Here is a 15587-nt window from a genome sequence, read left to right on the forward strand (position 1 = left end):
TTCGGGTTATGATTCAGGATGATAATCAGACCGGATTCCGGCGTTAGTTTATCTTCTTAAGGTACTTGATAAGGTTATCAATGTTTTCGGTAAGGGAAATGTTTTCCTTTTTGAGCATAAAATCCAAATGCACCTGGTGGGTCTCATTGTAAAATCCAACGCGGTAAACTTGAGGGAGCATCTGTAGCACATGAGCAGAAAGGGGGTCCATTTCCTCTTGGGTCACTAAAACCAAGTCGGCAGATTGACTGGCAAATTCTTTGATTTTTTCATTAGGCTTTCCCAGCAAGTTGAAGTCCTCGTAGTCAAAACACTCCATTGCAGGATTTTTCTCCTTAAAAATGCAATGCAAGTTTACGGAATGCGACCAATGGCTGGGAAGTGCTCTTTGGGCCTCAATTGCTTCGGCTTCACTTTCAGCTATGATGGATATATGTCTGATCTGGTCAAATTTGACCATGTTGTGCTTTCCAGGTACCTTGCTCTGCTTAGAAACCTTGTGCCCAATAAATATCTTTTTAATCCACTTCATATTCTAAATTTAAAGCAATTTTTGGGTTTTTCGCTCTAATTAAATTTTAAACTGCTTTAAGACCGTAGTCGGAATAAGGTGAAAAGTATTAGCTAATCATTTGTAGGAACTCCTCTTCGGAGATAAGCTTAACTCCAAGCTTTTCGGCTTTTTCTTTTTTACTTGGGCCCATGTCCTCACCTTCTATGATAAAGTCTAAACTTTTAGATACAGACTTGACATAAGTGCCTCCGTGGCTTTGCACTACATCAATAATTTCATCTCGCTTGAAATGATTGAGTTTGCCAGAAGCCAGAATTTTCATGCCTTCTAGCGAGCGGCTTTCGAGTTTCTGCTCTTTGTCCTGAATCTCAAACTGCAATCCATGTGCTCTCAGTCTCTCAATGGTTCGGTTGTTTTCCTCATCGTTAAAGTAAGCTTGAAGGCTCGTTACCAAGGTTTCTCCCACACCATTGATCTCAAGCAATTCTTCAGCGCTCGCGGACTTTAAATTTTCGATGTTTTTGAAATTTCTAGCTAATAATTGTGCCGTGTTTTCACCAATATTTCGGATACCTAAAGCGAAGAGGACTTTCTCAAAGGGCTGTTTTTTTGATTCTTCTATCCCTTTAAACATGTTGCTGACCACCCCTTCCTGGAAGGTGTTGCCTTTTATCCGGTTAATTTGATCGAGATGGGCAGGCTCAATCTCGCCTTCATATTTAAGCATGATATCATGAACGGTGTTTTCCTTACGGCAAATTGACCTGAAGTCCTCAGGAGATTTTTTAAAGATAACGGCCAAAACCACCGGAACTGGAAGGAAATCTTCAATATGGTCAAAGGAGCTGTTTTGAAGACTATCTTTCAATCGCCAAATAACTGGAACATTGTAGGCGATGTTTTTTTTATTTTTTCTAACATAACTTTCAAACTTCTCCAAAAGTTCGGTCTGTTCAAGCCCTTCATGTTCGGCAAGAAATTGATCCATTTGAAGTAAGGAGATAGATTTGGTCAAAGCGTATAAAGCTTTTTTCAAAGAAACGAAGAGGTAGCCTTCGCTGCTTTTTGTGTATTGCTCATTGTTTACTTCCAAACCGAGAAGCTGCTCTCGTTTGTCGGGCAGCTCGTAAATGTCAGCGGGGGATACGATGAAGTGCTGCTCAATCAATGCCCTAATCCGCTCAGTGCCCATGGTGTCGATATCCATGGCGCGTTTATGGGTGAAATGTTCTATTCTTCCCAAGGCCTGTGGAGGACAGGTCTGAACATTGGGACAGTAGTGTTTGGCTTCTCCTTCGTTGCGGATGAGTTCAGTTCCACACTCTGGGCATTCAGTGATGTAGGAAATGGGATTGGTGTTTGGTCTTCTGCGCTCTAAAGACACTCCGGTGATTTTTGGGATTATTTCACCTCCTTTTTCCACAAACACAAAGTCCCCTTCATGAAGATCAAGTCGTAATATCTCATTAGCATTGTGCAGGGAAGCCCTTTTAACAGTGGTGCCGGCAAGGGAGACAGGTTTCAACTGGGCAACCGGAGTGATGGCACCCGTCCGGCCAACCTGATAGGTGATGGAAAGCAACTCTGTTTCCGCGCTTTCAGCTTGGTATTTATATGCAATGGCCCAACGTGGAATCTTTGCTGTAAAGCCAAGTTCTTCTCGTTGGTCATAAGAATTTACTTTGATAACAACGCCGTCTGTTTCCAAGGGTAGCTCAAAGCGTTTTTCTCTCCACAACTCAATATACCGAAACACCTCATTGACATCCTTACATTTTTGGTAGGTAGGGGAAACATTGAAGCCCCACTTTTCCAAAAGGTGTATAGCCTCATCATGCTCAGTGACTTGTAATTCCTCACCTAAGAGTTGGTAGAAATAGCAATTGAGTCTCCTTTTAGCCACAATGCTGCTATCCTGCATCTTAACAGTTCCAGAAGCTGCATTCCGTGGATTTGCCAACGGTGTTAACTCGTTTCTATTTCTGTTATGTTTCTCATTTTCAATTCTTATTTCTTTATTTCTCTCCTCTATTTCCTCATTTAATCTATCAAACTCTTTTCTCGGAAGGAATATCTCTCCGCGGACTTCAAAGCTTTCTGGAATATTCTCACCTTTTACCGTCAGGGGAATATTTCGGATGGTTTTGATGTTTTCTGTTACGTTATCGCCCTTATAGCCATCTCCTCTGGTTACAGCTTTTGCCAACTTGCCGTTATCATACACCAAGCTGATTGCCACTCCGTCAAACTTAAGCTCGCAGAAATAAGTATAATCCCGATGACCCAATCCTTTGGCTACACGCTCGTCAAAGGACTTTAGCTCTTCCTCAGAATAGGTGTTACCAAGGGATAGCATCCTGTAGCGGTGTTCTACGGTTTGAAAGTCCTTGGTGATAGTTCCACCCACACGTTGGGACGGGCTGTCTTCATTCAGGAATTCCGAATATTCTGTTTCCAAGGCAATGAGTTCTTCCAACAGTTGGTCAAATTCAAAGTCGGTGATTTCCGTACGGTCTTCTTGATAATATAGGTGGTTGTGATAGTTGATTTGCTCGGTGAGGGTGGCAATACGCGCCTTGGCGGCTGATTTCTTATCCATTTGGCTCATACAAGATCTGGGTTGGGTTTTCCCGAAAAACTCAAGACCCAAAACTAGTGTTTTTGACTGATAATTGCGGGCAATCGGTCTGATTCTTGATGAATTTTGGGCAGTGATTGTTCGAGTTTCCTATATTTGTTGCAAAATTGGCTATTCGGGTATCCTTTTGAAATGATTCCGAGGCGATAGTTTCTTAGGGCCTATACAAGGTGCCATCAAATTAAAAATAAAATTATGAGTAAAAAGGCGGATATAGAAGGCAGAATTCTGGATGAGGCTTACAAGCTTTTTCTTAACAAGGGGTACAAAAATACTACTATGGATCATATCGCGCAGAGCTTGGGTATGAGTAAGAAAACGCTTTATAAATATTTTCCCGGAAAATTTGAACTGCTTTCAGCAGCCTTTGATTTATTGCGCAACAAACTTTCCATCAAAGTTGAAGCTTTGATAAGTAATGCCCATATCACTTTTCCCATCAAGCTTAAATCCTTCCTTACCATTATTGCCAAAGATTTGGCACCAATAAATCCGGAACTGCTGGCTGATCTCCGGGACCATGCCCCGGAGATTTGGACAGAGTTGCAGGAATATATCCGTGATTCCGCTTTCTTAAGATTCCAAAGGCTAATTGAGGAAGGTGTAGATAAAGGCTTTATTGCCTCGCACATCAACAAGACTATTGTCGTTCTCATATATAGCTCAGCCATACAAAACCTTATGGATCCCAAATTCCTAGATCAGTTCCCAGATCAGATGATGAGCGGGCTGGTCACCAAACCAGCTGATATCTATGACCAGACTATATCAATAATTTTTGAGGGGATACTCACTGATGAGGCTAGGGGGAGTTACAAGGAAGCTTGAGGGGTGGCTTGCGAACGGAAAAAATAACCTGCAAAAGGAGAATAAGAGCTTTCGGAATTAAATAAATTCCTAATAGGGAATTTTGGAATAAATTTTGGTAGTAATGTGCATGTAGGGTTCAAAATGTACCTAATGTAGGGTGCATTAAGAGGCCTTCATAAATTGCCCAAAAAATTCTATGCAAACGTTTGTTTGACGTTTAAAAAAATCTTTTTACCTTTCCGACAGGTTATTCAATCGATTGAATAAACACAATAGGTTTAATAGGTTTGATAGAACAAGAAAAGGTTTGGGCAATGCTCGAACCTTTTTTTATTAAGGTTTCTTATCAAGATATGACCATGTTAAAAATTAAATATTTTTTGGGATCAATTTTTTACCTGCTCTTACTCGGGTGTAGTGGTCCGCAGGAGGGCAGGCAGGAGACTGGAGGATCTACTGATACCCTTTTAAGCCAACCAAATTACGAACAGATACTTCACATGGGCATACAAAAGATGCCTCGCTGGATTGAGCACTGGCAGATGCAAGGCCGGGATTTTGATAAAATGGCATTTAAAATGCATAGGAAAACAGACTATGAGGCTTTGGAATGGCCCGAGGACTATGTCATGCAAAGCGATTATCCTTTAAAAGCTCATCAATTTTCACACCCAGAAGATAGAGGGGTAGTGGATCTGTACGATTACAAAATTGATATAGGTGCAGATGGAAGAGTCGGACTTAACCCTGATAGCGAGGTAGCTTACTTTCGTGCCAATGGTATGAAGGAGCGACTGTTGTTTATGGGACCTTCTGGTGTATTTGAGGATGCAGTTTGGGTGACAGGAGCCCATTTGCTGGTAGCCGGTCATGTTCAGGAAGGCGAATATTATCTTCCCCGACTATGGCTGATCCTGCCGGATGAACATAAGTATATAGAGTTTCACCATCCCTTTAGCACTACACAATACCAATCTGAGCAGTATTTAAGGAAAAAGCTCACTAATTTAAATTTCCCTCAATGAAGCTTACCGATGTTATTAGAAGATTTGAACGTAATTTGAAAAAACCATTGCCAGGAAGAGAGGGACAGATTTTGATGGCGCCAGAACCGTTGGATGAAGCGAGGTTTTATACCAAAGAACCAAAAGGTGCCAAAAGGGGGGCAGTACTTATTTTATTTTACCCTAATGAAAACGGAGTTGCTATACCTTTCATCAAAAGGCCTGTATACAGAGGAGCGCATAGTGGACAGGTTTCCTTTCCAGGTGGTAAATGGGAAGAAAACGATAAAACTTTAGAAACCACAGCCGTAAGGGAAACCCATGAGGAAATTGGCGTAGATATGGAAAAAGTGCAGGTGTTTGGACAACTTTCCAGGCTTTTTATCCCGCCCAGCAATTTTGTGGTAACTCCCTATTTGGGTTTTTTGGAGGATAAACCGAATTTTCAACCTGATCCAAGGGAAGTAAAGCGAGTGATTGAATGTGAGTTTAGTTACTTAATTGATAAAAATATCAGGAAACGTAAGGTTATGAATTTTAGGGATGATCTGAAAATGGATGTGCCTTATTATGATATTGATGAGGAAATGGTTTGGGGAGCTACAGCAATGATGCTGAGCGAGTTAATGCTTATTTGGGATAGGCTATAGCAAAGCTTTTGTTTCAATGGCTTGTGGTTTAATCTCATTTGCCGTATTTATGTGGTCAAAATCAAGAGACCATGCAGGAAAATACACCGATTATAACCAATGATGCCGTAGTATTGGGCCTCTTGGTTGCTATTTTAGCTTTAGTATTTGCAACCAGTGCCAGCAAACGCCCCGTCTGGACAAAGTTTTATAGGGTTGTTCCTTCCATTTTGTTGTGTTACTTTATACCTGCAGTATTGAATTCATTCGGGTTGATTTCAGGTGAATTTTCCAATCTTTATAGAGTTGCTGCAGATTACCTTTTGCCAACTTCCTTGGTATTACTTACACTTAGTATTGACTTTAAAGCCATCATAAAGCTCGGGCCTAAGGCTTTGATCATGTTTTTGGCTGGAACTTTAGGAATCGTATTGGGTGGACCTTTGGCAGTTTTAATCGTGTCATTCTTTGCACCTGAGGTGATAGGAGGTGCTGGACCAGATGAGGTTTGGAGAGGACTGGCCACCATTGCTGGAAGCTGGATAGGCGGGGGTGCCAACCAGGCGGCTATGCTGGAGATGTTTGGTGCTAGCCCAGAACTATTTAGTCAAATGATTGCGGTGGATGTATTGGTTGCGAATGTTTGGATGGCTGTGTTACTTTATTGGGCGGCTAAGCCTAAGGTGATTGATAAGCTATTCAAAGCAGACAGTTCGGCAATTCATGAACTTCAGGACAAGGTTGAGAAATATCGGGCAGGTATAATGAAGATTCCAACCATGGTGGATACCATGAAAATATTAGGAGTGGGTTTTGCTCTTACGGGTTTTGCTCATTTGGTGGCTGATGTGATGGCTCCCTGGATTGCGATTAATTATCCGGGCTTAGGTAATTACTCTTTGGACAAGCCGTTTTTCTACATCATTGTAGTGGCGACTACAGGTGGTATGCTGCTCTCGTTTACTAAAGCAAGAAATCTTGAAGGTGCAGGTGCATCCAGGTTAGGAAGTGTATTACTTTACGTTTTGGTAGCCACAATTGGTATGCAAATGGATTTGTTGGCAATTTTTGATAACCCCACTTTGTTTTTGGTCGGGATAGTTTGGATGTCTATGCACGTGATCATCATGCTGGTGGTAGCGTACCTGATCAAGGCACCGTTTTTCTTTGTGGCGGTGGGATCACAGGCTAATGTGGGTGGTGCTGCTTCAGCGCCGATTGTTGCCTCGGCATTTAATCCTTCATTGGCCCCTGTTGGTGTGCTTTTAGCTGTATTTGGATATGCAGTAGGAACTTATGGAGCTTTTATTTGCGGCCTGCTGTTGCAATTTGTATCAACGAATTAAAAAACATGGCTGAACAGAGGGATTTCATTTTTGTGTGTACGGGTTCGGATTGTAAATCTGGAGGCTGCAAAAAATTACTGTCTGAACTTAAAGAAATGACAAAATTCCCATCGTATAGAGGGCGGTTTAAGATTATAAAGACTAAGTGCATGGATTTTTGTAAGACTGGCCCGATGGTGATTTATAAGGAAGAAGTGGTTAAAAAAGCCTCCATAGTAACCTTGCGAGAATTGTTTGATAAGTGATTTTACCCAGAATAAGGTGGAAAGAATACTTTTCCTTTGAAATATTTAGTTGGATTTTATAATTTAAACGTGAGTTATAATCCCAAAGAAATGCAAAGAACGATTACCAATCCCATTTTTGACGATAAAGTAACCTTTTTAAAGACCTCCGAAGAAACCAAAGGGGAATGTACGCTCCTAGAAATTGAACTGGCGCCCAAAGGAGGCAACCCTCTCCATTTCCATACTTGCTATACCGAAACCTTTACTGCCAAGGAGGGCATGTTGGAGGTAAAGCAGGAGGGTGGCAAATCCAAAATCCTCCAACCAGGGGAAAGCTATAAAGTAGCCCTCATGGAGCCGCATGGTTTTTACAACCCCAATGATGAAAAAATCACCTTCCAGGTAAAGCTTGAGCCTGGGCAAAAGGGCTTTGAGGATTCTATAAGGATCATGTATGGGCTTGCACATGACGGTCTAGCTGATAAGCGGGGATTGCCAAAAGATTTGGCCACCAATTTCATTTTGGCCGAGATGGGCAATATGGAAAGCCCTGCATTTATATTCAAGCTGCTTTCACCTTTGGGGAAATATATGGCCAAAAAAGCCATTAAGAAGGGGAAGAAAAAGGAGCTTTTGGAAATGTATTGTAAGTAAACTTAACTAACCGCAGAGGGTAAGAGGACGAAGAAATTACTTAAGAGTAGCTTAAGTTGGATTCAGGTTAAAGTCCTAATGTAATAAGCTTTTGATTATTAATTGATTGTGTGTAAATTGATTGTAGTTAATCACTGAGCTATGTTTCGATTAGTTAAATTTTTTGTAATAATCCTTCTGTTTTGGGGTTGTGTAGATTTGGAAGAGGAGCATGGGCCCCCGGAAGCCGAAATTGAATGGTTTGAGGATGTGCGGGAAATATTGCGTGGTGATCTTCGGCAACCCGAAGGGCTGTTGAGCAAAACACTCTATTACCACAATATGGATAATGCCTCTCTGCGCAATTATGTGGAACACCTCTATAACTCGTTTGACCGAGAAGTTTTAAGGCTACAGCTTTCCCCTGAACTGGATACTATTTCGGTTTCTGTTTTAAATTATGATCCTCAAAATCTGCTTAGCGAAATAAAAACCTACTCACTTCCGAGTGCCCTGGGCAGCCCCGATCCAACAGACGGCAGGATGGATAAGTTGGTATGGACCCGTACAGTGTATCAATTTTTTGATGACAAGAGGAGGTTGAGTTCTGTTGAATTAGAGACGCATTACCGGGAGCGTGAACTGTGGAGGACATTCACTTATGAAGATGATTTTTTGAAAAGAATGGATTATTTTAACCAAGGAGATGTCATAGCCTTTTATCAATATGAATATCAAGATGGCTTGATGATAAAGGAGAGCCTTTTTGAATCCCCATTTGAAACAGCCTGGCGAGATTGGTTCATAAATTATAATGACAAGGGGCTCATGAGGGCCAAATCAACTGAGCTTATGATGCCTTTGGGGGAAATGGGAGATGTGTTTGTATATGAATATGATGAGCAAGATAGGCTTGCAGAAGAGCGGGAATATGGGGTCAATTGGGGGTTGCCGCTACTATGGAGAAAGCGGTTAGAGTACTTTTAACTTAAACCCTAATTACTTTCCTCGGTTATAATAATCATGAATAAATCAGGATTTGGAAGAAGAGATTTTTTAAAGGGGTTAGGTGTGGCAAGTCTAATGCCATTAGGGGGATTTGAAAGCTTTGGAATCCAGGGTAAGAGTTATCATAACTCAAGAAACTTTTTGATAATAAATGCCCACATCATCTCTATGGATAAGTCCATTGGCAATTTGAAGGTGGGGGATGTTCTGATTGAGAACGGTCAAATCTCCCGGATAGGAGAGAGGTTGACTTCTGAAAACGAGGTGGAAGTAATCGATGCTAAAGGTATGGTTTTGCTGCCGGGGTTTGTGGAGACCCACTGGCATGTATGGACCGGACTATTTCGAAGCATGTCGGTAAAGCCTCCTGGGAAGGGGTATTTTGAAACCCAACAGGAAGTGGGGCCTCACTTTACTCCCGAAGACATGAAAGTAGCCTGCGAACTCGCAGGTGCTGAAGCCATAGATTCTGGAATTACCACTCTTCACAACTGGTGTCACAACGTTCGTAGCTTTGAACATGCTGTGGCAAGCTTGGAGGGGCTTGAGACCTCCGGTATTCGTGCCCGATATTCCTTCGGAAATGCTGTAGGTCGTGGCAGTGAGGAGCCTATTGATTTTGCTCCTTTGGAAAAGCTAGAAAGTGACTGGAGAAAATACGATCATTCAGGATTATTTGAACTTGGCTTTGCCTGGAGGGGTATAGAGGGGAGCATTGAAACTGGAAGTTATGATTATCGGAGGGCTAGGGAAATGGGGTTGCCGATCTCTACCCATTCTTCGAGGGCAGGGGTGATTGGGAGACTTTCCAAAGCCGGTCTGTTGGATGAAAATTTGCAATTAATTCACGGAATGCAAGCCACTGACTGGGAAATTGAGGCTATGGTTGGAGCAGGCTCACCCATTAGCATTTCTCCTTTCAGTGAATTAAGGATTGGGTATGGGTTTCCTGAAATGATTAAACTTTTGGACAAAGGGGCGACGGTAGGACTTTCTGTGGATACCACCACTATTTCCGGTAATGCAGATATGTTTGCCATAATGAAAAACATCCTGAATATCACCAATGCTAAGGCTCAAGACGAATTTAAAATTTGCGCGGAGAGAGTATTGGAAATGGCGACTATTGAGGGTGCCAAGTCCCTAGGGATAGATGAAATAACAGGTTCGATTACCCCAGGCAAACAAGCTGATTTGATTCTTATCGATCCAAATGCGCTTAATCTTGTACCATTCACAAGTCCGGTAGATATACTTGTCGAGGCAGGTCAACCCAGAAATGTCAGCATGGTGATGGTAAACGGCCGGGTTCTCAAAAAGGAAGGAAAACTTCAGCAGCAAAATCCTAGTGATGTTATAGCTCGGGCGAATGCAACTTTTGAAAGGATAAAAAGTAAGGTGTAATTTTTATTTTACCAATTTATATGTTTTCCCCGGAAGGGACCTTATTAGACCCAAAAACTCCAACTGTAATAGGGAAGAAGCAAGCACGGATATGGGGATGTTGGTGCTCCAAGACAGCTGGTCAATCTGTTGTTCGGGATTTTCCAAAAAAGCTTGAATAATAGGTCGGTGCTCCTCTGCGACGGTTTCCAAAGAGAAAGGTTGGGGTTGGGGAGCTATGGTACCCTCTCCTTTAACCCAAGAAAGAGATTCTTCCAAATCCTTAGTGCCAAGGTAAATATTGGCTTTCATGTATTTGATCAGATAGTTGCAGCCCTCGCTGTAGGGGGATTGGAGGTTGCCGGGTACAGCAAATACCTCCTTGTTGTAGCTGAAGGCTATCTCTGCAGTAATCAATGCGCCACCTTTTTTCGCCGCTTCTACCACAATCAACGCGTCTGAAAGTCCAGCAATAATTCTGTTTCGCTGAGGGAAATTGCCAGGTACCATGTCGCTACCCGGTCGAAACTCGCTAATAAGTCCACCGTTTTCCAGCATTTGATCAGCGGTGTTCTTATGCTGGTAGGGATATATTTTGTCAATGGGGGAACCCATGACCGCAACGGTGGGGAGGTCATGATGAAGTGCGGCTCGATGAGCTTCAATGTCTATTCCGTAAGCCAATCCACTTACAATTACAGGTTTGTATGGAGCAATTTCTTCAATTATTTTTCTGGTAACGGATTTGCCGTAATCGGTTGCATTTCGGGTGCCTACGACTCCCAGCATTCTATGTGAGTTGAGGTCAATGTTTCCTTTTACAAATAATACCGCGGGTGAGTCTTCAATGGCTTTAAGTCTTTTTGGAAATTCGGGAGAGGCATAGGTCAATATTTTGACGCCAAGTTTTTCGGCCTGTCCAATTAACTTTTCAGCCTGGGAAAGGTACTGATTTTTCTGGCGTAAAGATTCGAGAAGTTTGGAGCCTATCCTGGGGATTTTAGCAGCTTTACCTACGGGGAGGTTGAAAAATTTTTGAGCGGAACCGCTGTAACTGATGATGTTTTTATAGACAGAAGGCCCGATCTTAGGAATCAGGCTGAGTGCAAGGCTATAAAGGTGTTCATCGTTCCTGGTGTTCATTTATATTGTCCCGAATTTCAATTAAAAAGCTTTTGATTTTGTGAAGCCTTTCAATCATGGCAGCTTTGTCGCTGACCTGATGAAGGTCTTTCTTGATTATTTCTTGGGCTCCCTGTAGGGTATAGCCTTTTTCTTTGACCAAATGATAGATAAGACGAATCTTCTCGATGTCATCCTTTGTAAAACGTCGGTTGCCTTTTTTGTCTTTTTTGGGTTTAATGATTTCAAACTCACCCTCCCAGTATCTGATCAGTGAGGTGGCCACTTTGAACATGGTCGCCACTTCTCCTATGGAATAATACTTTTTCTCTATTTCTCTTTCTTTGTAAGGCACTATACTCTTAAGCTAAAATGGTCCCAGACATCCGGGCATGTTTGCCAAAAATAACAATTTAAATTGAAAAAGAGAATTTAAAAATAGGGCTAAAAAAACTGCCCGGAAAAAACTTCTGGGCAGTAAATAATTAGGATAGCGATTGATTTTCCCTTGATGCAAGTTCTAGGATTTTGTCAAACTCTGCTGGGTTGAGGTCTTTGAAGAAATAATGAACTGGATTGACAAATTTCCCATCCTTTTTGACTTCGTAGTGGACGTGTGGGGCAGTAGAACTTCCCGTATTTCCAACGTACCCGATACAGTCTCCGCGCTTTATTTTTTGACCGCGCTTTACATTAAATTCGTTCATATGCGCATAGCGGGTGGTAAACCCAAAACCATGGTTGATGATTATATTTTTGCCATAGCCACCAAAATCGGTTTTGACTACTTCGACTACACCATCACCAGTAGCGTAGATGGGGGTCCCTTTAGGTGCAGAAAAATCAATACCGCTGTGCATTTTTCTTACCTTTAGAATAGGATGGAGACGCATACCAAATCCTGATGCCAAACGGCTTAGTTCTTCGTTATGTACAGGCTGAATAGCAGGGATGGAAGCCCAATATTCCTCTTTGTTCAGAGCCGTTTCAGAAAGTTCATCATAGGAAACCGATTGTACGTATAGTTTACGCTTGAGTTGGTCCACTTTCCCCATCACATCGAGAATCATTTTCTCTTGGTTGAGTCCTTTGTCCTTTATGTTTCTGTAGCGGTCTGTGCCTCCAAAGCCAGCGTTCCTTATTGAAGTGGGGATTGGTTCGGATTCAAAAATTACCCGGTAAAGGTTGTCGTCACGGTCCTGAAGGTCGGCCACCATGGCGTTCATAAGCTCGACATCGTCCTCCAGAAGGGAGTAGTAAAGTTTGAGTTCCTTATTTTCGTTGATAAGCTTAAGTTCTTTTGGACTATCAAAGAAATGGTTGAACATCATAATGAAGGCAATAGCAAGTATAGATGCCATTGAAACGATGCCCAGAATGTTGATGCCGACGTCCCATTTGCTGGGGGTGTACCTTTCGTACTTGCAGCTCTTTGGGTCATAGTAATATTTTATCCTACTCATTATTAATTCCTTGGTAATTCTTATAATTTTGTAGCCTTATCTTCGGCAGGACACATGTATTTGCATGATGCCTGCTAAGATAGAAAGAGTAAACTTTATATCCGAATATCGGTTACAATTCACCTATTATATGCGCGCCAAAGAAATCAGAAATACTTTTATAGAATTCTTCAAAACCAAACAGCATTCCTTCGTTCCTTCATCACCAATTGTAGTCAAAAACGACCCCACCCTGATGTTTACCAACGCAGGGATGAATCAGTTTAAGGACTATTTCCTTGGAAATGAGACACCCAAGGTTAATAGGGTGGCTAACAGCCAAAAATGTCTAAGAGTTTCAGGAAAACACAATGATTTGGAAGAAGTGGGAGTGGATACCTATCACCACACCATGTTTGAGATGCTTGGCAACTGGTCTTTTGGTGATTATTTTAAGAAAGAAGCCATTGAGTGGGCTTGGGAGTTGCTGACACAGGTGTACAAATTGCCAAAGGATAGGTTGTATGTAAGTGTTTTTGGTGGTGATCCTCAGGACGAACTTGATAAGGATATGGAAGCCTTTGACCTATGGAAAAGCATTGTCGATGAAGAGAGGATAATTTTTGGAAGCAAAAAAGATAACTTTTGGGAAATGGGGGATACGGGTCCATGTGGACCTTGTTCGGAAATCCACATTGATCTTAGATCTGAAGATGAAATAGCACAAGTATCAGGCAAATCATTGGTAAATGAAGATCATCCACAGGTGATTGAAATTTGGAATCTTGTATTTATGCAATTTAATAGGCAGTCGGACGGCAGCCTCAATCCCCTTCCTGCTACCCACGTGGATACCGGGATGGGTTTTGAAAGGTTGGTTCGTGCCATACAGGGCAAGACTTCCAATTATGACACAGATGTGTTTATGCCTTTCATTGCCGAGTTGGAAAAGAAATCCGGCAAAAAGTACGGTCAGGAAGAAAAGTTAGACATTGCCTTCAGGGTAGTGGTTGACCATATCCGTGCGATTGCCTTTACCATTGCTGACGGTCAATTACCATCCAATAATAAGGCTGGCTATGTAATCAGAAGGATTCTAAGAAGAGCGGTGAGGTATGGATATACTTTTCTAGGATTTAACAAGCCGTTTATAAATGAATTGATGCCATTGTTGGCCGAGAATTTTGGCGAGATGTTTCCAGAGATTGCCAGCCAGCAGGATTTTATAGCCAAGGTTATTTTCGAAGAGGAAAGTTCTTTCTTGAGAACGCTTGAAAACGGTCTGAAAAGATTGGAGCAGATCAGAGCTGAGCTAAAAGATAACAAGGAGCAGGTCATTGACGGCAAAACGGCATTTGAACTATATGATACTTACGGCTTCCCGTTGGATTTGACTTCTCTGATAGCCAGAGAAAATGATCTTTCAGTAGATGAGAAAGGTTTCCAAACCGAAATGGAAAAGCAAAAGACCAGATCAAGGTCTGCAGCAGAGCAAGAAACGGGAGATTGGGTGTTAGTGAATGAGGATAACGGAGTTGAGTTTGTAGGTTATGACTCATTGGAGGCAGACACCAAAATTTTGCGTTATCGGGAAATTAAAGAGAAGAAAGGTACCAAGTATCAGGTGGTATTGGAAACTACGCCATTCTATGCGGAAAGTGGCGGACAGGTAGGCGATAAAGGTTTGCTTCAAAGTGAAGAAGAGAAAATCAAGGTAGTTGACACTAAAAGGGAAAATGATCTCATTGTTCATTTTGTGGATAAGTTGCCTGCTAACCCTAGTGTAGCATTTCATGCCCAAGTAGATGCTAGGAAACGTTCTTTTACCATGAATAACCATACGGCGACCCACTTGCTACAATCCGCCCTGAAGACCGTATTAGGCGAGCATGTGCAGCAAAAAGGTTCCTTGGTGAATGACCAGTTGTTGCGTTTTGACTTTTCACATTTTTCCAAAATGACTGAAGAGGAAATTCAACGGGTAGAAAGCTTGGTTAATGAAAAAATCAGGGAAAATATTCAGTTGGACGAAAAGAGAGATGTTCCTATTCAGGAAGCTGAAGCCATGGGGGCTACAGCGTTGTTTGGAGAGAAATATGGTGATTTTGTGCGAGTAATAACCTTTGGGTCGGATTATTCGGTGGAACTTTGTGGGGGTACCCACGTACCTTCCACTGGGAAGATTGGGTATTTCAAGATTGTTTCAGAAAGCTCGATTGCTTCAGGAGTGAGGAGAATTGAGGCGATCACAGCAAATGCGGCTGAAGATTATATTAATCAGCAATTGGCTTTGGTGAAAGAGGTTCAAGAGATATTGAGAAATCCGAAAGACCTGAAGAAAGCCGTTGAAATGCTTATCTCCGAGAAAAATGAACTTAAGAAAGAAATAGAGGCGTTACACGTAGGTCAGGCTGCAGGAATTAAGGAGGAGCTTAAAAAGCAAGTTCAGCAGCAGGCAGGAGTGAATGTGTTGGTATCCCAAGTGAATCTTCCATCAGCCGATGCCTTGAAAAAGTTAGCCTTTGAACTTAAGAATGAGTTGGCTCCAATAGTCGCGGTACTTGCTGCAGATATTCAAGGCAAGCCACAGGTTGCGGTGATAATTGACGAGGAGTTGGTTAAAGATAAGGGCTTAAATGCCGGGCAAATCGTCCGTGATCTTGCCAAGGAAATCCAAGGTGGGGGAGGAGGACAGCCATTCTTTGCCACTGCCGGTGGTAAAAAGATTGAAGGACTGCCTGCAGTGGTAGAAAAGGCCAAAAGCCTGTTTGCCAACTTGAAGTAATTGATCAAGATTTGTTTTTATAAAAATAGTACTTCAAATTTGAAGA

General features: G+C 42.0%; 14 protein-coding genes. 9 read left to right on the forward strand and 5 right to left on the reverse strand.

The features are described 5' to 3' along the window. Positions 1 to 43 precede the first annotated feature (43 nt). Both FPL27_RS08300 and ligA read right to left on the reverse strand, forming a co-directional pair. Entirely contained in the window at positions 44 to 532 is a 489-nt protein-coding gene (locus FPL27_RS08300) for a DUF6913 domain-containing protein (protein WP_143960650.1), read from the reverse strand. 88 nt (positions 533 to 620) lie between these two features. Continuing rightward, on the reverse strand, positions 621 to 3122 hold the full coding sequence (gene ligA, locus FPL27_RS08305; protein WP_143960651.1) for an NAD-dependent DNA ligase LigA: 2502 nt from the start codon (positions 3120 to 3122) through the stop codon (positions 621 to 623). 225 nt (positions 3123 to 3347) lie between these two features. Between ligA and FPL27_RS08310 the strand changes: the two genes are divergently transcribed. The 8 genes from FPL27_RS08310 to FPL27_RS08345 all read left to right on the forward strand — a co-directional run bounded on the left by FPL27_RS08310 (position 3348) and on the right by FPL27_RS08345 (position 10213). Continuing rightward, a complete protein-coding gene (locus FPL27_RS08310; protein WP_143960652.1) occupies positions 3348 to 3980 on the forward strand; it encodes a TetR/AcrR family transcriptional regulator in 633 nt (210 codons plus the stop codon). A gap of 362 nt (positions 3981 to 4342) precedes the next feature. Then, positions 4343 to 4987 (forward strand): bifunctional isocitrate dehydrogenase kinase/phosphatase, encoded by a 645-nt coding sequence (locus FPL27_RS08315; protein ID WP_143960653.1) that lies wholly within the window; start codon positions 4343 to 4345, stop codon positions 4985 to 4987. Then, a complete protein-coding gene (locus FPL27_RS08320) occupies positions 4984 to 5616 on the forward strand; it encodes an NUDIX hydrolase (RefSeq protein WP_143960654.1) in 633 nt (210 codons plus the stop codon). Before FPL27_RS08315 ends, FPL27_RS08320 begins: the two co-directional genes overlap by 4 nt. 71 nt (positions 5617 to 5687) lie before the next feature. Further along, positions 5688 to 6941, forward strand: coding sequence for a DUF819 family protein (locus tag FPL27_RS08325; protein WP_143960655.1), 1254 nt, complete (start codon positions 5688 to 5690; stop codon positions 6939 to 6941). A 5-nt stretch (positions 6942 to 6946) separates the two neighbouring features. Beyond that, positions 6947 to 7186, forward strand: a complete 240-nt coding sequence (locus FPL27_RS08330) for a (2Fe-2S) ferredoxin domain-containing protein (RefSeq protein ID WP_143960656.1) — start codon at positions 6947 to 6949, stop codon at positions 7184 to 7186. A gap of 90 nt (positions 7187 to 7276) precedes the next feature. Next, complete coding sequence (locus FPL27_RS08335) at positions 7277 to 7822, forward strand: cupin domain-containing protein (RefSeq protein WP_143960657.1); 546 nt, start codon at positions 7277 to 7279, stop codon at positions 7820 to 7822. A 141-nt stretch (positions 7823 to 7963) separates the two neighbouring features. Beyond that, entirely contained in the window at positions 7964 to 8788 is an 825-nt protein-coding gene (locus FPL27_RS08340; RefSeq protein ID WP_143960658.1) for a hypothetical protein, read from the forward strand. Positions 8789 to 8824: 36 nt separating this feature from the next. Further along, positions 8825 to 10213, forward strand: a complete 1389-nt coding sequence (locus FPL27_RS08345) for an amidohydrolase family protein (protein ID WP_143960659.1) — start codon at positions 8825 to 8827, stop codon at positions 10211 to 10213. Positions 10214 to 10216: 3 nt separating this feature from the next. Here the strand turns inward: FPL27_RS08345 and dprA are convergent, their stop codons facing one another. The 3 genes from dprA to FPL27_RS08360 all read right to left on the reverse strand — a co-directional run bounded on the left by dprA (position 10217) and on the right by FPL27_RS08360 (position 12777). Further along, complete coding sequence (gene dprA, locus FPL27_RS08350) at positions 10217 to 11335, reverse strand: DNA-processing protein DprA (protein ID WP_143960660.1); 1119 nt, start codon at positions 11333 to 11335, stop codon at positions 10217 to 10219. Then, on the reverse strand, positions 11316 to 11669 hold the full coding sequence (locus FPL27_RS08355; protein ID WP_143960661.1) for a MerR family transcriptional regulator: 354 nt from the start codon (positions 11667 to 11669) through the stop codon (positions 11316 to 11318). The genes dprA and FPL27_RS08355 overlap by 20 nt, the downstream gene beginning before the upstream one ends. Before the next feature lie 130 nt (positions 11670 to 11799). Continuing rightward, positions 11800 to 12777, reverse strand: a complete 978-nt coding sequence (locus FPL27_RS08360; RefSeq protein ID WP_143960662.1) for a M23 family metallopeptidase — start codon at positions 12775 to 12777, stop codon at positions 11800 to 11802. Positions 12778 to 12907: 130 nt separating this feature from the next. Between FPL27_RS08360 and alaS the strand changes: the two genes are divergently transcribed. After that, positions 12908 to 15541, forward strand: coding sequence for an alanine--tRNA ligase (alaS, locus tag FPL27_RS08365; RefSeq protein ID WP_143960663.1), 2634 nt, complete (start codon positions 12908 to 12910; stop codon positions 15539 to 15541). Positions 15542 to 15587 lie beyond the last annotated feature (46 nt).

Origin of the sequence: Litoribacter populi (assembly GCF_007483685.1) — a bacterium.
In the GTDB taxonomy this organism is placed as follows: Bacteria; Bacteroidota; Bacteroidia; order Cytophagales; family Cyclobacteriaceae; genus Litoribacter; species Litoribacter populi.